Genomic DNA, 23806 nt, shown 5'->3' on the forward strand with positions numbered 1-23806 from the left:
CATTTGGATAAAGCGGTCATGAAGGTTTTGAGGCGGTTGCTGATATAGTAGATTGGTACTTATTTGCGTCGATTCCATATCTGACGTAACCTGTGTTCTGATCGTGAAGAAAATCCAATCTGGAGTTAGGGTATCACAAGTTTTTGAAAAGTTTAAAACATGGAAAATGTGGGAGTGGGTTAAAATGCTGAAACCGGCAATGTTGTTTCAGGATCATATGGTTCTGCAAAGGGAGAAGCCTGTAGCCGTTTGGGGTACAAGCAGACCGAACGAAACCGTCTCCGTGTCTATACAAGGTCAGACCTGTAGTTGTAAAGCTGACATGGAGGGGCGTTGGTGTGTAAAACTCCCTCCCCTTCGAACCTCTTTTCTAGAAATCCTCGTAATTTCCGGTGCTAGCGATGTGATGACGTATCAGGATGTTCAGGTTGGAGATGTCTGGTTAGCCTCCGGTCAATCCAATATGGAATTCTTCATGCGCTATGATGCAGATTTTCCAGAAGAAAAGAGAGTTTGCTCCAATGCTGACATTCGCTTTTTTGACTATCCGGAGGTGTCCTATCCGGAACAGATCGGTGAAGCGGATTATGGGAAGAATTTTGGATTCTGGAGAAAAGCTTGCCCGGAGGATCTGGAATGGTTCTCAGCCGTGGGATACTATTTTGCAAAAGAAATCCAGGGTTCCTACGGTATTCCGGTGGGGATCGTGGGTTGCAACTGGGGTGGGACTCCTGCCTGCGCATGGATGAATGAAGAAGAAATACGGAAAGGCGGTGGCCAGGTATGGATCGACGAGTATAAAGAAGGGCTTAAGACACTGAATTTGGAGAACTACGAGGCGCAATTTCGCCAAAATTCTCCTGCGTGGCGAACAGATCCGTTTCAGGACCCCTTCACCGATCTGCTGTTGCAGGGAGCAAGTCTTGGCGAAGTCGTCAAAAACTCACTGGGCAGGAACTGGATGTGTCGACCATTGACATGTCAGTACATGCTCCAACCGTAGGGCCAAAGACAGAAACTAGGCCCTGTGGACTATACGAAAGTATGCTCTGTCAGGTTGCTCCCTTTACTCTTCGGGGCATTCTGTTTTATCAGGGAGAGTCCGATGGGGATCGTCACCCTGAAGTCTACGCGACCCTGTTTCCTGCTCTGATCCAGGGTTTTCGGGACCTGTGGCAGGAGGAGCTGCCCTTCCTGTTTGTCCAGATTGCTCCTTTCGGCAGGTGGATGCAATCAGTGGGTGAGCCTTATGTCGAGATTAGGGAAGCGCAGCAGCTTGCTTCCGAAAGAGTTCCAGGCACAGGAATGGCTGTCATCAGTGACATAGGAATGGAACTGGATATTCATCCTAAGAAAAAACAGCCTGTCGGCCACCGCCTGGCTCTTCTCGCTGAAAGCAAGGTTTATGGAGACGATGTGTTGTGCGAAGCTCCAACACTGGTCTCCGCGAAGGAAGAGGGCGGAGCGCTGATTCTGCGCTTCACCAATACCGGCGATGGTCTTTATATTGCGGACCATACCCCTGATGGCGTAAAGACCGATCCCACAAAGGTGGGTGGTCTTCGTGTTATTGAGGACGGCCAGGTTGTGAACCTGGATGGGGTGACTGCTTCGGTCGAAGGTGAGACTATGACACTCTGCGGTGACACACTTCATATCAAGAAGCCTTTTACTGTGGAATTGGGGTGCACTGGCTGGTACCGAATTAATCTGTATAACAGTGCTGGTCTTCCTGCTAGACCGTCTAAGGTATTGGTGAAGTGACGTACATAGGGGAATAGCTGTAAAACGTTAATACAGCTTCTCATTTCCGTGGTACTCACTTTGATCGCCGGTCTCATTCCCTTGGCCCGGCCGGACGAGAAGATCCTGTGGAGGCGCTTCGCGCCGAGTAAGGCAGGCTGGACGAGAAGATCTTGTGGAGGCACGGGAGAGCGCGGCGGACTAACCTCGAAGCAAGACGATGGCGAGAGTCGGCGACGAAAAGTCGGTGAAGAAAACTGAGGAGGGATTGCCGATGCTTGAATTGCGGTCAGTAACGAAGTCCTACACGACGGCATCTCTGACTCAGGTCGCCCTCGACAACGTGTCCCTTGCCTTCCGGGATAACGAATTTGTTGCCGTCCTCGGCCATTCGGGATCTGGCAAAACGACGATGCTCAACATCATCGGAGGACTTGACCAATTCGACGACGGCGACCTCGTCATTGATGGAACATCAACGCGTCACTACCGGAACCGTCAGTGGGATACGTATCGGAATAACCGCATCGGCTTTGTTTTCCAGTCGTATAACCTCATTCCCCATCAGACGGTGCTGGCCAATGTTGAGCTTGCCTTGACACTGTCTGGGGTGTCCCGTGCGCAACGTCAACGCCGGGCACTTGAGGCTCTAGAACAAGTTGGCCTCGCTGATCACGTACGCAAACGTCCCGCTCAGCTCTCGGGTGGGCAGATGCAGCGCGTGGCCATTGCCCGGGCGCTGGTCAATGATCCGGAGATTGTTCTCGCTGACGAACCCACGGGAGCTTTGGACTCAAAGACTTCCGTTCAGGTTATGGATTTGCTCCGCGAAGTCGCCAACGACCGACTTGTCATCATGGTCACCCACAATCCTGAGCTTGCTCACGAATATGCAACGAGGATTGTGGAACTCACTGACGGGAGGATCACGGCCGATTCCCATCCTTTCGTCCCGGGAACCGTTCAGGCGCGCCCCGCTTCGGCTCCTCGGAAGACCTCGATGTCCTTGGCGACCGCGCTTTCTTTGTCGGCGAATAACCTGATGACGAAGAAGGGGCGCACCGTGATGACGTCCTTTGCTGGATCCATCGGCATCATCGGGATCGCAGCGATCCTCGCGTTAGCTAACGGCGTGAACGCGTATATCGCGAAGACACAGGAGGAAGCCCTCAACTCCTATCCGCTGACGATTCAAGAAACTAGCGTTGACCTGACGAAGATGATGAAGCAGATGCCTCAAGGAACAGGAGGAGAAGGGAGCGAGTCTGCCGGCAGTCGTGAGGTTGGATCGAGGAAGAAGATCGAGGTTCAGCCGTCAGTGACGTCGATGACTGAATCAACAAATGTTAACGACCTGCGCTCCCTCAAGGCATACGTTGATTCCAACGGTGGAAAAATCAACGATCACGTGACCGCAATCGAATATGCCTACGACGTTGAACCTCAGATCTATCAGGCGGACACATCGGAGGGGATCATTCAGGTCAACCCGGATCGTTCGTTTGCGGCGATGAACCAGGCGTATGGCTCGGGCGCATTTTCACTCATGATGACAACGAGTTCATTCCATCAACTTCCCAGGAACGCGCAGCTGTACGAAAAGAACTATGAGGTTGTTGCTGGGGATTGGCCGAAGAAGCCGACGGACCTTGTCATGGTTCTTGATCAATCAGGCAAGATCCTTGACGTCGATGCCTACACCCTGGGTCTGCGTCCCCACGCAGAACTTGAAGACATTATGGAGAAGTACTATTCGGGGCGCCTAGGTGATATCGCCGCAGGAAAATCGGGCAATGCGACTGAGTTAGAGGCTCAAAGCGCAGGGGTGTCCCACGGCGCACATCAGGCAACTTTTGGGTCCTATTCCTATGACGACATCATCGGGACGGAGTTCGCACGAGTCAACGCCGCCGATCGGTACACGTGGGATGAGAATTTCAAGGTCTGGACTGATCGTTCGGAGGACGTCGCCTTCATGAAGAAGACGATCGCTTCGGGAGAAAAGCTCACTGTCACCGGCATTGTGCGAGCCAAAGACCCTCAGGTGTCATTACTTCGCCAGGGATTGAACTATAGCGCGAAGCTCACCGATGAGGTGATGGCTCAAGCTGCCAGCTCAAAGATCGTTGAGTCGCAGTTGGCGAACCCGACGACTGATGTTTTCACGGGAAAGACGTTCTCTCAGCTGGAAAAAGAGGTGAAGACCGGGGCAGAAAGTGCCGTCGACTTCTCCAAGCTCTTCACCGTTGACGGTGAGAAACTCCGCGCTGCATTCGCTGTTGACTCATCTGCTCTTGAGCGGGAACTGAGCGCGCTTGATCTGACTGGCATGGATCTGTCGGGTGTGTCTCTATCAGCTGCGGATCTCTCATCCCTGGATATGTCGGGGCTGGCCGAGGCTTTCGACCCATCGCAGCTAGCCGGTGCTGTTGATCTGTCGACGATCGACTGGTCCACTCTGGACCTTTCTGACTTGTCGACGATCTACCCACAGTTGGCAAACATTGATGTCGCAGCGCTCCTGAGCACGGCACTCAAGGACGGTGCGCTCAAGGACGGAGCCGGTGAGTATCTGGCCGGTGCTCTCGTGCCCATCGCGCAGGGGCTGAGTGACGCTCTGCGTCAAGGAGTTCATGCGGCAGGGGACGAGGACGGAGATGGTGTCCCCGATGTCGATCTTGGTGTCATCGTGTCGCACTACTTCGAGTCCGATGAGGTCAAGAGGCAGATCGATGAGATCGTCAACTCTGATGCCGTCATTGACGAGGACGTCGTCGTGGCTAACCTCGCGCAGGCGCTGAGGGAGGATCCGGCACTGACCGCCATTGCTCGTGATGTCTCACAGACCTTTGCTCGGGCAATTGGACAGCAGATCTCGACGCAGCTCGGTGGCGCCGTTGCGTCCTCGATGAGTCGCGCGATGGGAAACTATCTCTCCACGGCGATGAGCGGCGCAATGACGCAGATGATGACGACAATTCAGGACCGGATTGCCGGGTCTCTGGAGTCGGCCATGAGTCAACTCATGGGAGCGCTGTCGACATCAATGAACATGGACCCCGGTGCTTTTGCGCAGGCTTTTCGCCTCAACATGGATCAGTCGGATCTTGCGGCTGTGATGTCGACGTTCATGACGCGGCAGGTGCCCTCGTATGAGCAGAATCTGCGGATGCTTGGGTGGGGCGATGTCCACGATCCATCCCTCATCAGCATTTACCCCAAGTCCTTTGACTCAAAGGATGCGGTTAAAGGAATCATCGACTCCTACAACGAGGCAAAGACCTCTGCGGGCAAGGAAGCGCAGGTCATCACGTACACGGATATGGTTGGCCTGCTCATGAGTCAGGTGACGAGCATTATCGACATGATCTCGTGGATGCTCATCGCCTTCGTGTCCATTTCCCTCATCGTCTCGTCAATCATGATCTCGATCATCACCTACATTTCGGTTCTTGAACGCAAGAAAGAAATCGGGATTCTTCGGTCGATCGGGGCGTCACGCCGCGACATTTCACACGTGTTCAACGCGGAAACCGTGATCGAAGGACTGCTCGCGGGCATCATGGGAGTCGTCATCACGCTCGGTCTGGCGGTGGTTGCGAATATCGTGGTCGAACACACCTTGGGCGTGGAGAACATTGCGCAGCTTCCGCTCCTGGTGGCAATCGTCCTCATTCTCATTTCCGTGGTACTCACTTTGATCGCCGGTCTCATTCCCTCGGCCCGGGCCGCACGAGAAGATCCTGTGGAGGCGCTTCGCGCCGAATAGGGCCGGCTGGGGCGTACAGTGATGAGTGTTCGATACTGACGAGAGGAAATGTCATGCCGACTCCAACTCCGTGCGTCACCGATCAGAGCGTCGCCGTTCTCATCGCGTCAGGACTTGAAGAGGTCGAGGCCTTAGCCGTGGTGGATGTTCTCTATCGCGCAGGCATTCGCTCAGACCTCATCGCCGTTGGTGACCAGCTGGAAATCGAATCCAGCCACGGCATCCGCTTGATCTGTGAACGCCTCCTGTCCGACACTGACCTGTCGGACTACTCACTCGTTTTTCTCCCCGGCGGATTGCCCGGGACCCTCAACCTGGGTGACTGCGATGCTGTCACAGCGGAAGTTCGACGGCGAGGAGAAACAGGCGAGCTCATCTCAGCGATCTGTGCGGCTCCCTCGGTTCTTGCCCAGGCGGGAATACTTGATGGAATCCGTGCGACAGCGAACCCGGGATTTATGGATGCGATCGCCCAAGGAGGTGCGGTGATCAGCGAGGACGCCGTCGTTCACGACGGGGCGGTTATCACGTCCCGAGGAATGGGGACGGCGGTTGAGTTGGGATTAGAGATCGTCCAGACACTTCTGGGGGACGACGCCGTTGCGGAGGTCAAGAAAGGAATCGTCTACCAGCGGTAGCTTGAGGGACGACACGCATCAATGGGGAAGAACTCGAAAAAATCACGGACATGGCCCAGTCTTCCAAGCCCGCTGGCTGCGCCCGTCATTGATAATCACACGCACCTGGCAACTCACGAACTCGCTATTCCGAAAGCCTCGGATGTTCGCCCAAGTGTCGAAACGCAGATCGAATGGGCTCGACAGGTCGGGGTTGTTGGTGCAATCACCTCTGCGTGCGAACTTCCGGAGTTCCAACCCACGTGTGAACTGGCACGTCAGCTTACGGGGGTGCGCGTCGCCGTGGCGATCCATCCAAACGAAGCGGCCCTGCATGCAGGACACGCGGACCCATCCCCCGATGGACTGACGCCACAGCCCCTGAGCCACCATGTTCCCCTCGTTGACGCACTCGTCGAGGTCGAGCAGGCACTCAAGGATCCGATGGTTGTTGCTGTTGGAGAGACAGGACTTGACTATTTCCGTACCGCGCAGCCTGGACGAACAGCCCAGATTGAATCCTTCCGTTCTCATCTCCAACTTGCCCGTGAGGTGGATCTTCCCGTGCAGATCCACGATCGGGACGCTCACGCGGACACCCTTGCGGTTCTTGACGAATCCGCTGATGTGAGCCAGCGGATCGTGTTCCACTGCTATTCCGGCGACCGAGAAATGGCTGAACGCCTCAAAGACAACGGGTGGTATGCCTCGTTTGCTGGGCCGCTGACCTATCCGGCGAACACTCACCTGCGTGAGGCTCTTCTCACTTTGCCTCGCGAACTCGTCCTCGTTGAAACGGATGCCCCCTACTTGACGCCGGTTCCCGAACGCGGCAACCCCAATGCGTCCTACGTCATGGCACATACGGTGCGAATGATCGCTGACCTGTGGGATCTTGCCGAGGACGAGGCGTGCCACCAGCTGATGGAGAACACGCAGCGGGTGTATGGACGCTGGGTGTAGACGGCTGCGCTCGTCCTCGGTAATAGTGAGAAGTGACACGAAGGGTCGCACGGGCGTACCTTACTTGGTTACCGTTGATCGCGAAGATCCGTCGGCCTCACCGTGCGATACGTCGCTGGGTGCAGCGCAGCGGATGACGCCGAACAAAGGACGTATATGCGGATGTGGAATCCGTCGCGATGGACCGTGATCGCGACTGCCTCAGCGTTGGCCCTGACCATGATGTCGACCGCGGGAATAGCAGTTGCCTCCTCGTATAAGGAGGTTACGGTCGAAGTTGACGGAGTTTCCCGGCCGATGTCGGGATTCTTCCCAAATGTGGCATCGGTTCTCGCCGCTGCGGGAGTTGTTGTCAGTGAGCATGATCTTGTTGCCCCCGCAACCGAGGAATCGGTGAGATCTGGGGATACCGTTGCCATGCGTTCGGCGACTCGTTACGACGTGGTTGTCGATGGGCGCAGAGATCACGCCTGGTCAACAGCGACATCGGTGGCGCACGTTTTGGATTCCATTGGCGCGCAGGATTCCGTTGTTCTTGCTGCCGACCGTTCCACGGTGCGGGAAAAGCTTCCCGCCGCCGCTGATGCTCAGACGGTGACGATCATTGCCGATGGACAGAGAATTCCGGTGGAAACAACCGACACGAGCGACGTGACGGCACTTCTTGAGGACGCAGGAGTGAGCGTTTCGGCTCTTGATCGGGTGGAGTTCATTTCCGAGGACGGTGCTCTGACTCTGCGCGTGTCCCGAGTGACGCGCGGGAATGTTTCGACAACGACGGCTGTTCCCTTTACCACCGAGGAACGTGCGGATGACTCACTGGAGTTCGGAAAGACCCGCGTCATTGAGGAAGGTAAAGACGGGTCGGTGACCACAACCTCGTACCAAGAGACCGTTGATGGCGAAGTGACCGTTGATGTGTTGCTCAGCAAGGAACGCGTTGAACCGGTGACGAAAATTGTTGCCGTGGGAACAAAGATGAAGGACCTAAACTCAGCCGATGGCTTGGCTTCGATGTCTGCGGCCAGGGATTCGGCGGGTGCTGCCCTGGTGTCATCTGGCGGGGTGTGGGCTGCGTTGGCGCAGTGTGAGTCGGGTGGTAACCCCGCAACGAACACGGGCAACGGGTTCTACGGGGCCTATCAGTTCTCACTTTCGACGTGGCAGGCTGTTGGAGGTTCGGGTCTTCCATCCGAGAATTCGCTTGCTGAGCAGACGTATCGGGCGCAGCTTCTTCAGCAGCGCGCCGGGTGGGGGCAGTGGCCTGCGTGTTCGGCTTCCCTCGGGTTGCGCTGAGACCGTGTAGCCGTCCGTCCGTTCCTCGACAGTGGCTTTCGTTCCCATCAGTAGGGATGTAGGAGAAGCCTTTTCGGGGCGGAGAATATCTCGTGCTGGGGAGTAGTGAATCACTCCCCAGCATTGTCACAAATCGGTTACGATTGACGAGTTGTGAGGGAACGGCGCGCCGCTGGACCATAGAGCAATACACCAAGACATCGATCATGAGATCAGTGAGGGGCTTTTTGTGGGGCATACGCAAACACGAGGTCAGATCACCGAATCCGTGGCATCACGCCTGACCCGCCCAAGGTCAGCACCTCAGGTGATCGTCGGTGCCTGCGCTGCCGCAACTCTTGTTGTTGCAAGCGCCGCCACCGGTGTCGTCGGGTCACGATCCGATATCATGCTGGAAGTGAACGGCGTAACACGTCCCGTCACCGTCTGGAATTCCCATGTGGACTCCGTGCTCGCTGCCGCCGGCATCACCGTGGGACCTCATGATCTCGTTCAGCCCTCCGCCGAGGAGACCGTTCCCAATGGGGGAACAGTGATCGTGCGTACCGCCTCGCCGCACACTCTGTCCGTTGACGGACGCGTGAAAACCGTGTGGTCAACCTCAGAATCCGCCGACGCGATTCTCGCCGATGCCGGGTATTCCGGTACTCAGGTAGCTCTCGCTGCTGATCGATCAAGCACTCGACCAACCGTGACGTCGCTCGTTGCTCGTCCTCGTCCCGTATCGGTGATTGTTGACGGACACGAGACAACAACTCAGGCTCGTCCAGGTCAGCAGACGCATCAGGTCCTGGAATCAGCGGGTGTCAAGGTGTCACCCCTTGACCGCGTGAGCGTATCGACGGCGGATGATGGGCAGCTCGTGGTGTCCGTTGCCCGCGTCTCTCGTGGAGAAGCCACGCAGACGCAGTCCGTTCCCTTTACTCAGGAGGATCGCGAGGACGCGCAGATGTTCGTCGGGGAATCGCAGGTGACGACCCTGGGAGTCAACGGCTCGTCCATGACAACAGTCTGGGAAGAAAAAGCCGACGACGCAGTGGTCCATCGCGTCGAAACATCGGTTGTGAACCTCGTTGAACCGACGACACAGATTCGCTCCGTGGGAACGAAGGACGTCACTCCTGAGGCTCTCGTTGCCGCGGGAATCGACCCGAAAGCGAAACTCGAGGAAAAAACGGAAGCTGACGGCACGACTTCCGTGCGGTATCGGGCAAAACTTGGATCCTTGTCCACCCCCGAGGAACTGGCACAATACGTGTCCGGTAGCGAGGCCGCTGATCTGCTTGCGGCGGCACAATCTGCGGGTGTGCCACTGACGTATTCGGGTGAGGACCCCCGATCAATTGCGCAGGGCCTCGTCAGCGGTCGCGGATGGTCGTCCTCAGAGTTCCAGTGCCTCGTGACCTTGTGGAACCGGGAATCGGGGTGGAACCCCTACGCGGCGAACCCCTCCTCGGGGGCCTACGGTATTCCCCAGGCTCTGCCCGGAACGAAGATGGCGTCCGCCGGTGCAGACTGGAGGACCAATCCTGCAACGCAGATTACGTGGGGCCTTGGGTACATCGCCGGGCGTTACGGAACCCCGTGTTCGGCTCTGGGACACTCCAATTCTGTTGGCTGGTACTAGGCCAACCCCCACCCATCCGTAGCCGAGGTTCTCTCGACTAGAATGACCCCGTGACTCCACGCCAACACGACCGATCACCGAGCCGTCGCACCGACCCGACGCTGCCTGAGGGAGCGGAACCCTCGCCGACGGGACTCCTGGGGCCGCTGGAAGTCCGCGCAATCTCTCAGGCCTTGGGGATCCGCCCCACGAAGATACTGGGACAGAATTTCGTTCACGACGCCGGCACGGTTCGTCGTATCGTCCGCGCTGCACACGTGAGCGAGGGCGATGAGGTTCTTGAAGTTGGGCCGGGACTTGGCTCGCTGACACTTGCGCTTCTCGAAGCGGGGGCACGCGTGCGTGCTGTTGAGATCGATCCACCTCTGGCACACGCTCTGCCCGAAACCGTGCGGGCTCGCATGCCTGAGGCTGCTGATCGCTTCCACGTGGTGACGATGGATGCAACACGTGTGCGCGGAGTCGAGGACCTTGGGGTGGAATGGCCGGCGCCAACAAAACTCGTTGCCAATCTTCCCTACAACGTTGCCGTTCCCGTTCTCTTGGCGATGCTTCAGACATTCCCGACATTGACGGATGTCCTGGTCATGGTGCAGGCCGAAGTTGCGGACCGTCTTGCGGCGACCGAGGGGAACAGGATCTACGGTGTTCCCTCTGTGAAAGCCTCGTGGTACGGCACAGTTGAACGTGCGGGAACGATCGGGCGAAGCGTTTTCTGGCCGGTCCCCAATGTTGATTCGGCGCTGGTGCATATTCGGCGCTACGACGAGCCCCTGGGGGACGGCGCCCTGCGTGATGCCACCTTTGAGGTGTGCGACGTAGCTTTCGGGCAACGCAGGAAAACATTGAGGGCGGCGCTCAAATCCTGGGCGGGTTCGCCCTCGGCAGCTGAAACGCTCCTCGAAGAGGCGGGGATCGACCCGTCGGCACGCGGAGAAACTTTGTCTATCTCCGACTTTGTCTCACTCGGAGAGGCCGTCCTCACATTGCGCGCCACGGGGCAACTCCCTAAAGCCCCCGCACCGCGGACTCCAGCGGATCGCAAGAACACCCGAGCTTCGTCCTCGTCAACGAACCACAGCGATACACGTGAGGGCGAAACGGATGCGTGAAGTTGTTGCCTCGGCACCGGGGAAAGTGAATTTGACGTTGCGTGTTGGCCCTGCGGCAGCCGACGGATATCATCCCCTCATCAGTGTCTTTGAGGCGCTCAATCTGCGTGAAACGGTGACCGTGCGCACCGCGAAAGGCGCGGGGATCCGCGTGAAGACAACCGCCTACACCGCTGATGGGTGCATTGATCACCGCACGACCAGCCTCATGGCTGATCTTCCCCCCGACGGCAATCTCGCGGTCAAAGCAGCGAAGCTTCTCCAGAAACTCGCGATGACGAGCCAGTGGGGAGCAACCGCCGCGGGACTGACGATCGACATTGATAAGCGGGTTCCAGTGGCCGGTGGCATGGCTGGGGGATCGGCAGATGCTGCGGCCACCCTCGTTGCATGCAACGAACTGTGGGGGCTTGGACTCTCCGACGACCAACTCCACCAGCTGGGACGAAGCCTTGGAGCTGACGTTCCCGCGTGCCTGAGCGGAGGAATAGCTCTGGGACGAGGACGAGGCGACACCATGACGCTGCTCGTTGACCCGGCCAACGCCAAGGCCTCGGTACCCACGCATCACTGGGTCATTGCTCTGGCTCACGCAGGTCTGTCCACCCCCGAAGTTTTTCGGACCCTCGACGCGGCTGGCGGTCCGCACGGCGGCTGGGCCCTGACAGAGCACACGGAATCTGAAATACGCGCGCTGACGGGCAACTCACCCACTGAGCTGTCAGCCGTACTGATGAATGATCTGACAGACGCAGCCCTACGGATCATGCCTGAGCTTCGCGCCACGATGGATGCGGCGAAGAAGGCCGGGGCCCTCGCTGTGCAGCTGTGCGGCTCGGGGCCGTCAATTGCCCTGCTTGCAGCGGACGCTCAACACGCCCGCGACCTCGCGGATGCGCTGGTGAAAGAACCTCACGTCGCCCAGGCGGTCGTCGCATCCGGTCCGGCTGAAGGAGCTCGAATCGATGAAGTGAAGGAAGACTGATGGCCCACCTTTTGGGAACACAGTCCATTGCCGCTCTCGCAGGGGCTCGTAAGCTCCTTGAAGATGTGACGGTTGGTTTAGATGACGGATCACGCGTCGGTATCCTCGGGCCCAATGGCGCCGGTAAGTCGACACTGCTTCGACTTGTTGCCGGAAGACAAAAACCTGACGGTGGTGTACTCACTCATCGTGACGGCTTGAGGATTGGTGTTCTTGAGCAGGCAGACATCCTCGACCCGCACGACACGGTTGCGCAGGCAATCCACCCGGGTCGTGAGGAATACGAGTGGGCCGCTGACCCGCGGATCCGCGACATTCACCGCGGACTCCTGAGCGGAGTTGATCTCGCGGCACGTGTTGGATCCTTGTCTGGTGGGCAGCGCAGGCGTGTGGCCTTGGCGCGAGTCCTCAGCGGCGACAGTGACATCGTGTGTCTGGATGAGCCAACGAACCACCTGGATGTTGAGGGTGTTGCCTGGTTAGCTGCCCACCTCAACGCCCGTTTCGCTCGTTCCGGAGCCAAGGGTGCGCTTCTGGTGGTGACGCACGATCGCTGGTTCCTTGATGCCGTGTGCGAACACATTTGGGAAGTTGTCCCCGGAGTGGATCCGGGCGGTTCTCGTCCTCAAATCGCCGGTCGCGTGGAAATCTATGACGGGTCGTACGCCGCGTACACCCTTGCGCGCGCCGAGAGGGTGCGACAGGCACAGGTGGTGGCCGCGAAACGCGCGAATCTCCTGACGAAGGAGCTTGCGTGGTTGCGTCGAGGGGCTCCCGCGCGCACATCGAAACCGAAGTTCCACATCGCTCAGGCTGAGGCGCTGATCGCGGATGTTCCACCGCCTCGTGACCACGTGGAGCTGGTGAAAATGGCGACAGCGCGCCTGGGGAAGGACGTGCTGGACCTTGAGGACGTCACCGTTGAATTTCCTACCCCTTCGGGTGAGCCTGTGCGGGTGCTGGACAATGTGACGTGGCGTTTGGCTCCTGCTGAACGCGTTGGCGTTGTCGGAGTCAACGGCGCCGGTAAGTCGACGCTCCTCAATGTGCTGCGCGGAGTGATCCAGCCGACGAAAGGTCGTGTGAAGCGCGGGAAGACAGTTGAGGTTGCGACCCTGTCTCAGGACACTCGCGAGTTGGATGAGGTCTCAGACCTTCGCGTGGTCGACGCCGTGGCCCAGGTTGCACAGACGGTTGTTGTTGATGGAAAAGACGTGTCCGCCTCGCAGATGACCGAACGCATGGGGTTTACGCGTGAGCGCGCCTTTACTCGGGTGGCGGAGATTTCCGGTGGGGAACGTCGTCGCCTCCAACTCATGCGTCTGCTCATGGCTCAACCGAATGTTCTGCTTCTTGATGAGCCGACGAATGACCTGGACACGGATACTCTCGCGGCGATGGAGGATCTTCTTGACTCTTTCCCGGGGACCCTCGTGGTGGTGTCGCACGATCGCTATCTCCTTGAACGCGTGACTGATCATCAGGTGGCGCTCCTGGGAGATGGCTCGGTGCGTGCTCTTCCCGGCGGAGTGGAGCAGTATCTTGATCTTCGTTTAGCTTCTTCAGCGGACGGTTCCTCGAGGATGTCCCTTGACGAGGACGAGGCGGCTTCGGCTCGTCGTCAGGTGGGGACCGCCGCGGATTCCGCGGCGTCGGCAGCTGGTGTGTCTGATTCGCAGGTGCGTCGAGCAGCGAAGAAGGAAGCGGATCGTCTCGAGCGGCGTTTGGAGAAACTTCGGGCTGTGGCCGGAGATCTTGAGGGGCAACTTGCGTCGCTTGCCGAGCGTGTTGCTTCTGATTCATCGGTGGTGGCGCAGCTGACCGCTGTGTCTGAGGAACATCGCGCGGTGTGCGAGGAGATTGATGCCTGCGAGGAGGCGTGGTTAGAAGCCGCGGAATTCATCGACTAACGGGGCGGGCTGTTGGTGATTGTACGCTGAGTTTGGGCTGTTCAGTGGGGGTCTGTCCCCGTCTGAAATTTCTTCCATTTTTAATAGTTAATTTTCTCAAATACCTGCATCGGTTAATAGTCCTCCGATATCGTGTGCTGCAGTGGTGAGAACCCGCCCACGAAGGAGTGGGCGTTGCACGTCTTCCCGCAGATCCATCAACGAAGTGGAGTGACATATGAAAACGGGAAAGCGCTTACTGACAAGCACTTTCGCCGCGGCGGTTCTGGTGTCAACAATGATGCCCGCAACCTTCGCTGAACCTGCTCATCTTAATGATTACCAAGCTGAACCATCGAGTTCATCGGACCCTGTGCTGTGGTACCGACAGCCCGCCTCGCAGACCCCTCTGACCCAAGGAGCACGCCCGGGGGAGGATGAGGTGTGGCAACAAACCACTCTTCCCGTGGGTAACGGCGACCTGGGAGGCACGATCTACGGTGAGGTTGCCCAGGAACGCATCGTGATTAACGAAAAAACCCTGTGGCTTGGTGGTCCCAAATCAACCCCCACATACAACGGTGGAAACGCCGCTGATCGTGGGAAGAACGGTGAGAGCATTCGGCGAGTCCAGCAACTCTTCGAAGAAGGAAAACAGAAGCAGGCATCCGATCTTGCCGGTGCGCAACTCATCGGCGGCTTCGACCGAGACAGAGAACAGGGCGGATACCAGGCCTGGGGTGAGCTGATGATCAACCAGGGCCTTGGACAAAATCCGAGATACAGCGACTATCGACGCTCCCTTAACCTCGCAACGGGAACCTCAACCGTTGAATTCACCGTTGGTGGGACGCAATACACGCGTGAAACACTGGTTTCACATCCTGCACGTGTCATGGCCCTTCACCTGACGTCCACCGGCGACGCAGAGCTCAACCTCGGGGTCAATCTGGTGTCTTCCCACCGCAGTGACCTCAACGAAGAAAAATCCACCTACGCGGACGGAGTGTTGACAACGACGGGTGCGTTGCGTAACAACAGCCTCGTCTATACCTCAAAGATCGCGGCAGTAAGCGAGGACGGGGGTGCGATTACCTCCGATGGAGCATCCCTGAGAATCGTCGGTGGTCATTCCGCGACCGTCTACCTTGCTGCGGCAACGGACTTTGCTTACGACTATCCGACGTACCGAAGCGGTGAGAGCGCTGCTCAGGTCGAGGCTCGGATCCATAAGGATATCGTCGCGGCTGTCGCGAGTGGCTGGGAGAGTGTGCGAGAGGCCCACGTTGCCGACCACTCCGCCCTCGTTCATCGCACGAACCTCAACCTCGGAGGATGGGACAATTCCCTCCCTACGGATCAGCTGCTGAGTGCATATAAGCAAGGTCAGACAACTCCCGCGCAGGAACGTACCCTAGAAACCCTTCTCTACCAGTACGGACGCTACCTGACGATCGGCTCCTCGCGCGCAGACTCCCAGTTGCCCGCCAACCTCCAGGGCGTGTGGGCTAGGCGAAGCAATGACAAGGGAGGGGAGAACCCCTGGAAGAGTGACTACCACATCAATGTCAACCTTCAGATGAATTACTGGCCAACATATTCGGCGAACCTTGCCGAAATGGCAGAGCCGATGATCCGCTACATGGAGGGACTTGTTGAACCCGGTCGTGTCACGGCAAAGACCTACATGGGTACCGCTGGCACTCCCGGCACGGGATACACCGCGAACACGGAGACCACGCCGTACGGGTGGACGGCTCCGGGCAAGAGCTTCTCGTGGGGATGGTCGCCAGCCGCGGTCCCGTGGATGCTGCAGAATGTCTACGAGGCCTACGAATACTCCCTCGACCCCCAACTGCTTCAACGAATCTATCCGCTGCTGCGTGAGCAGTCCGATTTCTACATCAATTCAATTCTTCACCCTTCGCAGGATGCGTACGGTGTTGAGAGGCTGACGTCCTCGCCAACCTACTCGCCCGAACACGGGCCCTATACAGACGGAAACACCTACGAGCAGACCCTCATCTGGCAGCTTCTCAACGACACGATCACAGCCGCAGGTGTTCTTGGTGTTGACGCCGACAAAGTCGGAGGAGTCCAGTCCTGTGCGACAGCGAACTGGCAGAAGAACTGGGCTGCACAGGGGGCGTTCGTCTCAGGTGATGCCAACCGTTCCTGGTCATGTGCGATGTCGCTGCTCAAGCCGGTTGTTGTTGGAGAGTCGGGGCAGATTAAGGAATGGTACAACGAGGGTGCGCTAGGCAAATGGAAAGACGGAAGCCCGATTGGGAGCTACCAGAAAAATCACCGTCACCTCTCCCATATGCTCGGCCTGTTCCCCGGTGACCTCATCAATGTGGACAACCCGACCTTCATGGATGCCGCAAAGTACTCCCTTGACCAGCGCACCGACTCGGCAACCGGCTGGGGCATCGCGCAGCGACTGAATTCGTGGGCACGCACCGGCGACGGCGACCGCGCGCACAAGATCATTCGCTCGCTTTTTGCCACAGGGATCTATCCGAATCTCTTCGATGCGCATCCGCCGTTCCAGATCGACGGAAACTTCGGATACACGTCCGCCGTTGACGAGATGCTTCTCCAGTCGAATTCGACCTATGTTGACCCCGAGGGAACATCGCACGCGAACTATCTCAACCTCCTTCCGGCGCTCCCAGCGGCGTGGTCCTCCGGTAGCGTTGAGGGGTTGCGTGCACGCGGGGACTTCACCGTGTCGATGAACTGGGATAACCAGGCTCTCAAATCTGTCACCCTGACATCGGGATCAGGGGCGGATGCGACTCTTGCATTGAATGGAGCTGAAGGTGCGGTGGTGACCGACGCATCGGGTGCCCAGGTGGAAACCACTGTTCATGATGGATCGCACCTCTCTTTCCCAACGAAAGTGGGGGAGACCTACACCGTCAAGGGAATGACGTCGATTTCCGTGCAGTCGCGCACAGGAGCCACCGTTATTGGAACGGATGATGGATTCCTTCAGCTCGACGCGCAGGTCAAGAGTGGAAACGACGAATCCGGTTCGACAGTTCCCGAACTCGTGTGGTCAGTGTCGGACAGCTCGGTCCTCGATGTTGATGCCACTGGCCGTGTCAGCGCGAAGGGCGTGAACGCAAGTGCAACGGTCACCGTTGCTCTTAAGTCTGATCCTCGGACCAAAGCCTCGATCGGCATTACCGTGGCAACGGGTCGTACGGTTGAGAGCCTCGTTGACGATGCCGCTCAAGGGATTGAATACACGGGTCCGTGGGGAACTTGGACGGATGCTCGAAATCACATGGGCACTGTTCACTTCATCCAGGACGGTTTGGGACAGGCGAGCTTCTCCTTCACCGGCACGGGAGTGAAGATTTACGGAAACCTCAACTCGACGTTCGGACAGGCTGAGTTCTGTCTTGACGGCAAAGATTGCGTGACCGTTCCTCTTGACACCGCCGGTGATGAGCACAAGCAGCTCCTTGCGACATTTGAGGGACTGTCCGAGGGCGAGCACACGGTGACCATGAAGAACCAGGTCCGTAATGGGAAGAAGAAAGCAGAACTGGACTACATCGGTGTGCTCACTCCCGGTATTGATCGCAGCAAGTTCCAGGAATTGCTCGAAACGGTCTCCGAAGCGTCCCCGGTGAAAAATACCTACCTTTCGGACTCGTGGGACACCTACGCGGCAGCTCTGGAGCAAGGGGTTGGCGTATTCAATAATCTGGATTCCTCGTCGGATGCTCTTAATCAGTCGCTAGATGTCCTGAAAGCAGCGTTCAAGGGACTGACAAAGGACGCGGAGGCTCCCTCGGCCCCCACACTCACCGCAGAAGCGGCAAGTGAATCGGTAGCGCTCACGTGGACGGAATCGACGGATAACGTCAAGCTCGTGGGATACGAACTCACCGGCAACGGGCTCAAGAAGAGCTTCACGCTGGCGGACGAGCGGTCCTTTACCGTCACCGATCTTCAGCCGTCGAGCAACTACGAGTTCTCGATTGTGGCCATTGATGCTGCGGGGAATAAGTCGGAAGCGGGAACCGTCTCAGTGACAACGCTGAAGGATCCTCAACTTGATATTCCCGAAGTTGACACGATTGCGCCGTCACAGGTGCCGGATCTTGCGGTGACGGCTCGACATGACTCCGCAGTTGTCACCTGGGGTGAATCAACGGACAATGTGAAGGTCACGCATTACGAGATTGCGGTGTATGTCAAAGGTGATGCCCCCAAGAATGAGGGCGTGATGTTCCGGTCGTTGCGTGCGGCGCTCACCCAGGGTGTCCCCGTGTTTGTGACGACAGTTGACGCCTCGGCTACGCGGAGTTACACGGTGACGGGGCTTGATCCTGAAACGGAATACGAAGTCCTTGCCTACGCCGTTGACGGTGCGGGGAACCGATCCCAGCGTGCTGGTGCAACCTTTAGAACGGCTGCTGCGCCGGCTACGCCCGCAAACCCCTCTGAACCGGAAAAACCGGGGACTGATGAGCCGGGAACTGACAAGCCCGGCGGTGATAAGCCTGGAGCTGATAAACCCGGTGCAGACAAGCCTGGAGCTGATAAGCCTGGTGCGGATAAGCCCGGAGCTGATAAACCCGACGCTGACAAGCCTGGGTCGGATGAGCCCGGTGCAGATAAGCCCGGCGGTGATAAGCCTGGCGGTGATAAGCCTGGCGCGGACAAACCCGGTGCTGATAAGCCCGGGTCGGACAAGCCCGGTGCTGATAAACCCGAAACTGACAAACCCGCCACTCATCAGCCAGGCGCCGGTGAATCAGGCACCAATGGAACTACGTCCCCAGGTGTCAATTCATCAGCGAAGCAGAAACCCGGTCCAGCAAGCTACGGCGGAAAGGGAAAGAATGCGTCCCTGAGCAGGAACCTTGCTCGCACAGGTACCGATTCCCCCATTGTCTTGCTCGTTGCTGCGGGGATTGCCTGCGCTGGCATCGCAGGCGTGCGGGTATCGCGCGTATCACGTCGGATCACACGCAACGACGGCGACGAGTGACGGTGGGAGCGATTGCATGAGGTGATGAGCTGCGCGCATGTTGCGCTCAGTCGCGATGATTGATCGCAGCGTTGCTGAGAACATCACCATGAATGTCAGTGGGGTCTAAGACGAGAGTCTTGGACCCCACTGGCGTGTGGTTGATCAATGTGAATGGGGATGTGCAGCGCAAGCGCGCGTGAGCCTGATTGTGGGCATCAGTGCTGACCTGGCCAAGCGATACGGCGGAGGTCTACTTCGATGGTGTTGCCGTAGATTCCAGCGGGACAAGAACGCTGCGCAGGAGGCTTGCAAAATCCGTCATGTCAGAGTCGGGGACAGAGGCGAGGATCTCCCGCTCCACCTCAAGTAACGCTTGAAGTGCCTGGTCAACGAGCATCTTCCCGTCGTCGGTCAGTGCGACGAGGACGGCTCGACGATCCACAGGCGAAGGTGTGCGCGAGACGAGACTGCGTTGTTCGAGCCGATCGATGCGATTGGTCATCGTCCCAGAGGAGACCAGGAGTTCCGTCATGAGTGCTCCAGGTGTCAGTGAATATGGGGGACCGGACCTGCGTAGGGAGGAGAGCACATCAAATTCCCACGGCTCAAGGTTGTGAGTGGCGAAAGCTTCGCGACGCTTGAGGTCTAGGTGACGAGCGATGCGCGTGATGCGCGACAGAATGCGCATGGGCGCGACGTCGAGGTCGGGACGCTCCTGCGTCCATGCGGCAACGATTCTGTCGACTTCGTCAGGTGTAGCTGTGGTCACAAGATCAAGATACTTGATGTCGAGAAGAAGTGGTCAAGTAATGCACAATTGCTTCGGGCGCGTTTCACGTTGGGCGCATCTATTCACCGATGTGTGCGCTGGCATCTATTCCTGAGGCTGGCGCACACGCAAAAGAGGAGTTGGCCGCAGATTGCGGATCCCATTCCACACGAGGTTGACGACGTGTGCCGCCACCTCGTCCTTGTCGAGACGTCGATCATCGAGCCACCACTGTCCAACCTGCGCGATGAGGCCGACGAGCATCTGCGCATACAGCGGTGACCACCCTGCGTTTAGTCCGGAACGTGCAAATTGCTCAGCAAGCAGATGTTCGACCCGGTTGGCAACATCGCCGAGGATGGACGAAAAAGACCCGAGGCTGGGGTCTGTGGGGGCGTCGCGGACGAGCACGCGGAAGCCGTCTGAATTGGACTCAATGTAGTTGAGCAGCGCGAGGGTAGCGTTTTCCAGGAGCAACCTCGGGCGGTCAGAGGAATCAAGAGATGCGTGGAGTGAACTGACTAAGGACTGAACTTCGCGATCAACGATGACCGCGTAAATCCCCTCTTTCCCACCGAAATGCTCGTAGACAACGGGTTTGGACACCTTGGCTTTGGAAGCAATTTCCTCGACGCTCGTGGCGTCGAATCCCTTCTGAGCAAAAAGTGAGCGCGCCACGGTGACAAGCTGCTCTCGGCGGGCAAAGCCGCTCATTCGGGTACGTTTCTCAGCCATAACGCTCAGTATCTCACGTTGCTGTGCCCGGCGATGGGTGCGAGGTCGTCCTCGTTTTTAGAGAACTGCCTAAGAATGTGGCACAATTTGTCCAGTGCTTTCCGCCCTGGTGTAATGGCAGCACACGGGTTTTTGGTGCCTTTGGTCCGGGTTCGAATCCTGGGGGCGGAGCGAAAGCCGAACACGCAGAGTCTGTCCGCGTCTTCGGCCTTTCCGGTGGGTCTGATGTGCACGCGCCGGTCACGATCGCGCTCTCTTCGGGAGGAATCCAGTGTCCCAGCCCGCAGCAGTCATCGTCCTTGCCGCTGGGCAGGGAACTCGGATGAGGTCGGCTCTCCCTAAAGTCGTTCACCCCATCGTCGGGGTTTCAATGATCGGGCATGCACTTCGAGCCGCTCAAGGACTCAACCCCGATCACCTCGTGACGGTTGTGCGCCATCAACGCGACCTCGTTGCCCAGGAAATTCTGCGCAATTCCCCCGAATCCCTCATCGCCGATCAAGACGAAATCCCCGGAACGGGACGTGCCGTCCAATGCGGTCTGGCGACACTCGAAAATGAAATCGGCCACGTTTCAGGAACGATCGTTGTTACCTACGGTGACGTTCCCATGCTGTCCACTCAGACGCTCCAGATGCTGCTCGACCAACATCATGCCGAGGGCAACGCGGTCACAGTCCTCACTAGCGTCGTTGATGACCCAACGGGCTACGGACGAATCATCCGTGATGCCCACGGAAGCGTCATCGCCATCGTTGAGGATCGTGACACGACTCCCCAGCAGAAAGCCATCACCGAAGTCAACGCCGGAATCTACGCTTTCGACGCCGAATTTCTCACCGAAACCCTCTCGGGACTGGGAACAGACAACGACCAGGGCGAGGTTTATCTCACGGACGTCCTCGCCGCAGCTGCCCCAGCGGGCCGACGAGCCGGCGCAGTCGTGCTCACCGACCCGTGGCAAGCCCAAGGATGCAACGATCGCGTTCAACTCGCACAGCTCGGCGCGGAATTTAACGCCCGGATCTGCCAGGAACACATGAAGGCCGGGGTGACGATCGTGGACCCGTCCTCGACGTGGATCGATGTTGACGTCACCATCGGTGCGGACACAACAATCTGGCCGGGAACAACGATCCGGAGGGGAAGCGTCATCGGGACAGGATGTGAAATCGGTCCCGCCGCAACGATCGTATCGGCGCAAATTGGGGATAACGCGACGATTCCCACAGCATGGGTGGAAAATGTTGCCGTCACTGCCGATACGATGGTTCAGCCGTTGAGTTTCCTCGGTCGACGAGACGTCGACTGACCGACCGTAGGTATTTCGTCACAGGGAAGGACTTCCGCATGACCGGTTTGGTGGCTAGGGGAGAGAAGAGCCTCGTCCTCGTTTCCGGTAGAGCACACCTCGACTTGGCGAATCGGGTGGGTGAAGAAATCGGCTGCGGTGTCTCACCCGTCACCGCCTACGACTTCGCTTCCGGTGAGATCTACGTTCGTTTCAACGAATCGGTCCGAGGGGCCGATGTCTTCGTTCTTCAATCCCACACCGGCGACATCAACAAGTGGCTGATGGAACAGCTCATCATGATTGACGCCGCAAAGCGTGCCTCCGCTAAGCGCATCACCGCTGTGGCTCCTTTCTATCCCTACTCTCGCCAGGACAAGAAACACCAGGGACGTGAACCGATTAGCGCCCGCCTGATTTCTGATCTGTATAAGACTGCCGGCGCCGATCGCGTGATGAGCGTGGATCTTCATGCCTCGCAGGAACAGGGGTTCTTCGATGGGCCGGTGGATCACCTCTTCGCCATGCCCGTCCTCGTTGACTATGCGCGCTCGCGTGTTGATCTGTCGAACACCGTCATGGTGTCTCCGGATGCTGGTCGAATCCGCGTTGCGGAGAAGTGGTCATCGAAGCTCGGTGGCTGTCCACTGGCCTTTGTCCACAAGACTCGCGACACCACGCGACCGAATGTTGCCGTGGCCAATCGCGTTGTCGGCGAGGTCGCCGGGAAACACTGCATCCTTGTTGACGACATGATCGATACCGCGGGGACAATTACCGAGGCCGTGAAGGTCCTCCACGACGCGGGAGCAGACAAAGTGATCATCGCGGCAACGCATGGCATCCTGTCCGATCCTGCAGCGAGGCGACTGTCGGAATGCGGTGCATCCGAGGTCATCGTCACCGATACCCTTCCGATTCCCGCCGAGAAGCGCTTCCCACAGCTGACGGTACTGTCGATTGCGCCGCTCCTGGCCCGAGCCATTCGCGAGGTCTTCGAAGACGGATCGGTCACATCACTCTTCGACTAATTGGCTTGTCTGTCCCGTCCGGGTACACTGAACGAGTTGCTCCGGCGAGGGCTGTGGCACCAGCGGATAGCTTCGGCTATTCCGGCTGCGCGATGGCCGTTATCGACAGAGCCTTTCGGGATCTCGTGGGTCCTCGGGTTCATCGACGCGTCGGCGCGTTGAATGACAGAACTCTTTGAGGAGAAACCATGAGCGATACCCCCGTTCTGAATGCGTCCGTTCGCACCGAGTTTGGCAAGGGTGCTGCCCGTCGCGCCCGTCGTGCGAACCTTGTTCCCGGCGTGATCTACGGCCACGGTGAAGACACGATCCACGTTGACGTTCCCGGGCATGACCTGTTCCTGCTGGTTCGTGGCAACACGAACGCGCTTGTTGAGCTCAAGTTTGATGGCAAGAGCCAGCTCGCCCTCGTTAAGGATGTGCAGCGCCACCCGGTGTCGCGTGTTCTTCTGCACGCTGACTTCCTCGCGGTGAAGGCCGGCGAGAAGGTTGACGTTGAGGTTCCGATCGTGATCACGGGCGAGTCTGCTCCTGGAACTCAGCACAATGTTGAGGAATTCAACATCCTCGTGAAGGCTCCCGCCACGGCGATCCCCGATTCCATTGAGGTTGACATTACCGGTCTTGAGGCCGGCACGGTTCTGCGCGTCGCTGACCTGGCGATTCCCGCGAACATCGAGATTGAGGTTGACCCCGAGCAGGACATCGTCTCCATCCAGGAGATCGCCGCTCTTGACGAGGGCGATTCCGAAGCCGGCGAGGCTGCGGAAGGCGAAGCCGGAGAAGCTCCTGCCGCCGAGTGATTCTTCCTCATCAGCGAGGACGGGCGGGGCTGCGCGTGAAAATGCGTGGCCTCGCCTTTGGCGTTCTCATTGCGCGTCTGCGGCGGTGCGCGGCGCATTTCCACGGTGACGCGAGGTCAGTCGCGGCGCCCGTCTTGATGGCCTGTGCATGTGGCGTAGGTCGACTGTGATCGATCTGTC

16 protein-coding genes and 1 tRNA gene are annotated in these 23806 nt (G+C 58.2%); 15 read left to right on the forward strand and 2 right to left on the reverse strand.

Going from position 1 to position 23806, the window contains the following annotated elements; genetic code table 11:
* The first annotated feature begins 103 nt into the window (after nucleotides 1-103).
* From G7Y41_RS02070 to G7Y41_RS02120, 11 genes are all read left to right on the forward strand, one after another.
* On the forward strand, nucleotides 104-1003 hold the full coding sequence (locus G7Y41_RS02070) for a hypothetical protein (RefSeq protein ID WP_165316182.1): 900 nt from the start codon (nucleotides 104-106) through the stop codon (nucleotides 1001-1003).
* 41 nt (nucleotides 1004-1044) lie between these two features.
* Nucleotides 1045-1764 carry a sialate O-acetylesterase gene (locus G7Y41_RS02075; RefSeq protein WP_165316181.1) on the forward strand — a complete coding sequence of 240 codons (720 nt, stop codon included), beginning with the start codon at nucleotides 1045-1047 and terminating at the stop codon, nucleotides 1762-1764.
* 253 nt (nucleotides 1765-2017) lie between these two features.
* Nucleotides 2018-5512: an ABC transporter ATP-binding protein/permease gene (locus tag G7Y41_RS02080; RefSeq protein ID WP_165316209.1), complete on the forward strand. Its 3495-nt coding sequence runs from the start codon at nucleotides 2018-2020 to the stop codon at nucleotides 5510-5512.
* Between the two features lie 53 nt (nucleotides 5513-5565).
* On the forward strand, nucleotides 5566-6150 hold the full coding sequence (locus G7Y41_RS02085) for a DJ-1 family glyoxalase III (RefSeq protein ID WP_165316180.1): 585 nt from the start codon (nucleotides 5566-5568) through the stop codon (nucleotides 6148-6150).
* 21 nt (nucleotides 6151-6171) lie between these two features.
* Nucleotides 6172-7092 (forward strand): TatD family hydrolase, encoded by a 921-nt coding sequence (locus tag G7Y41_RS02090; RefSeq protein WP_165316179.1) that lies wholly within the window; start codon nucleotides 6172-6174, stop codon nucleotides 7090-7092.
* 162 nt (nucleotides 7093-7254) lie between these two features.
* Nucleotides 7255-8388 carry a resuscitation-promoting factor gene (locus tag G7Y41_RS02095; RefSeq protein WP_231367340.1) on the forward strand — a complete coding sequence of 378 codons (1134 nt, stop codon included), beginning with the start codon at nucleotides 7255-7257 and terminating at the stop codon, nucleotides 8386-8388.
* A gap of 229 nt (nucleotides 8389-8617) precedes the next feature.
* Nucleotides 8618-10015 (forward strand): aggregation-promoting factor C-terminal-like domain-containing protein, encoded by a 1398-nt coding sequence (locus tag G7Y41_RS02100; RefSeq protein WP_231367341.1) that lies wholly within the window; start codon nucleotides 8618-8620, stop codon nucleotides 10013-10015.
* Nucleotides 10016-10065: 50 nt separating this feature from the next.
* Nucleotides 10066-11127 carry a 16S rRNA (adenine(1518)-N(6)/adenine(1519)-N(6))-dimethyltransferase RsmA gene (gene rsmA, locus G7Y41_RS02105; RefSeq protein ID WP_165316177.1) on the forward strand — a complete coding sequence of 354 codons (1062 nt, stop codon included), beginning with the start codon at nucleotides 10066-10068 and terminating at the stop codon, nucleotides 11125-11127.
* On the forward strand, nucleotides 11120-12112 hold the full coding sequence (locus G7Y41_RS02110) for a 4-(cytidine 5'-diphospho)-2-C-methyl-D-erythritol kinase (protein ID WP_165316176.1): 993 nt from the start codon (nucleotides 11120-11122) through the stop codon (nucleotides 12110-12112). The genes rsmA and G7Y41_RS02110 overlap by 8 nt, the downstream gene beginning before the upstream one ends.
* Nucleotides 12112-14022, forward strand: coding sequence for an ABC-F family ATP-binding cassette domain-containing protein (locus G7Y41_RS02115; RefSeq protein ID WP_165316175.1), 1911 nt, complete (start codon nucleotides 12112-12114; stop codon nucleotides 14020-14022). The genes G7Y41_RS02110 and G7Y41_RS02115 overlap by 1 nt, the downstream gene beginning before the upstream one ends.
* A 217-nt stretch (nucleotides 14023-14239) precedes the next feature.
* On the forward strand, nucleotides 14240-19015 hold the full coding sequence (locus G7Y41_RS02120) for a glycosyl hydrolase family 95 catalytic domain-containing protein (RefSeq protein ID WP_165316174.1): 4776 nt from the start codon (nucleotides 14240-14242) through the stop codon (nucleotides 19013-19015).
* A 232-nt stretch (nucleotides 19016-19247) separates the two neighbouring features.
* Here the strand turns inward: G7Y41_RS02120 and G7Y41_RS02125 are convergent, their stop codons facing one another.
* Both G7Y41_RS02125 and G7Y41_RS02130 read right to left on the reverse strand, forming a co-directional pair.
* Nucleotides 19248-19766 (reverse strand): MarR family winged helix-turn-helix transcriptional regulator, encoded by a 519-nt coding sequence (locus G7Y41_RS02125; RefSeq protein WP_231367342.1) that lies wholly within the window; start codon nucleotides 19764-19766, stop codon nucleotides 19248-19250.
* Nucleotides 19767-19871: 105 nt separating this feature from the next.
* Nucleotides 19872-20501: a TetR/AcrR family transcriptional regulator gene (locus G7Y41_RS02130; RefSeq protein WP_165218842.1), complete on the reverse strand. Its 630-nt coding sequence runs from the start codon at nucleotides 20499-20501 to the stop codon at nucleotides 19872-19874.
* 100 nt (nucleotides 20502-20601) lie between these two features.
* Here G7Y41_RS02130 and G7Y41_RS02135 point away from each other — a divergent pair.
* The 4 genes from G7Y41_RS02135 (at nucleotide 20602) to G7Y41_RS02150 (ending at nucleotide 23626) form a co-directional block, all read left to right on the forward strand.
* Nucleotides 20602-20672, forward strand: a tRNA-Gln gene (locus G7Y41_RS02135).
* Nucleotides 20673-20772: 100 nt separating this feature from the next.
* Nucleotides 20773-21813, forward strand: a complete 1041-nt coding sequence (locus G7Y41_RS02140; RefSeq protein WP_165218840.1) for a bifunctional UDP-N-acetylglucosamine diphosphorylase/glucosamine-1-phosphate N-acetyltransferase GlmU — start codon at nucleotides 20773-20775, stop codon at nucleotides 21811-21813.
* A 38-nt stretch (nucleotides 21814-21851) separates the two neighbouring features.
* Nucleotides 21852-22823, forward strand: a complete 972-nt coding sequence (locus tag G7Y41_RS02145) for a ribose-phosphate diphosphokinase (protein WP_165218838.1) — start codon at nucleotides 21852-21854, stop codon at nucleotides 22821-22823.
* A 188-nt stretch (nucleotides 22824-23011) separates the two neighbouring features.
* Nucleotides 23012-23626 carry a 50S ribosomal protein L25/general stress protein Ctc gene (locus tag G7Y41_RS02150; protein WP_165218836.1) on the forward strand — a complete coding sequence of 205 codons (615 nt, stop codon included), beginning with the start codon at nucleotides 23012-23014 and terminating at the stop codon, nucleotides 23624-23626.
* Nucleotides 23627-23806: the final 180 nt, after the last annotated feature.

The organism is Schaalia sp. ZJ405, from assembly GCF_011038885.2.
Classification (GTDB): domain Bacteria; phylum Actinomycetota; class Actinomycetes; order Actinomycetales; family Actinomycetaceae; genus Pauljensenia.

Coding starts and splice junctions, on each gene's coding strand:
- G7Y41_RS02075 (WP_165316181.1), top strand. CDS start 1,045: ATGCTCTGTCAGGTTGCTCCCTTTACTCTTCGGGGCATTCTGTTTTAT.
- G7Y41_RS02080 (WP_165316209.1), top strand. CDS start 2,018: ATGCTTGAATTGCGGTCAGTAACGAAGTCCTACACGACGGCATCTCTG.
- G7Y41_RS02085 (WP_165316180.1), top strand. CDS start 5,566: ATGCCGACTCCAACTCCGTGCGTCACCGATCAGAGCGTCGCCGTTCTC.
- G7Y41_RS02090 (WP_165316179.1), top strand. CDS start 6,172: ATGGGGAAGAACTCGAAAAAATCACGGACATGGCCCAGTCTTCCAAGC.
- G7Y41_RS02095 (WP_231367340.1), top strand. CDS start 7,255: ATGTGGAATCCGTCGCGATGGACCGTGATCGCGACTGCCTCAGCGTTG.
- G7Y41_RS02110 (WP_165316176.1), top strand. CDS start 11,120: ATGCGTGAAGTTGTTGCCTCGGCACCGGGGAAAGTGAATTTGACGTTG.
- G7Y41_RS02115 (WP_165316175.1), top strand. CDS start 12,112: ATGGCCCACCTTTTGGGAACACAGTCCATTGCCGCTCTCGCAGGGGCT.
- G7Y41_RS02120 (WP_165316174.1), top strand. CDS start 14,240: ATGAAAACGGGAAAGCGCTTACTGACAAGCACTTTCGCCGCGGCGGTT.
- G7Y41_RS02130 (WP_165218842.1), bottom strand. CDS start 20,501: ATGGCTGAGAAACGTACCCGAATGAGCGGCTTTGCCCGCCGAGAGCAG.
- G7Y41_RS02145 (WP_165218838.1), top strand. CDS start 21,852: ATGACCGGTTTGGTGGCTAGGGGAGAGAAGAGCCTCGTCCTCGTTTCC.
- G7Y41_RS02150 (WP_165218836.1), top strand. CDS start 23,012: ATGAGCGATACCCCCGTTCTGAATGCGTCCGTTCGCACCGAGTTTGGC.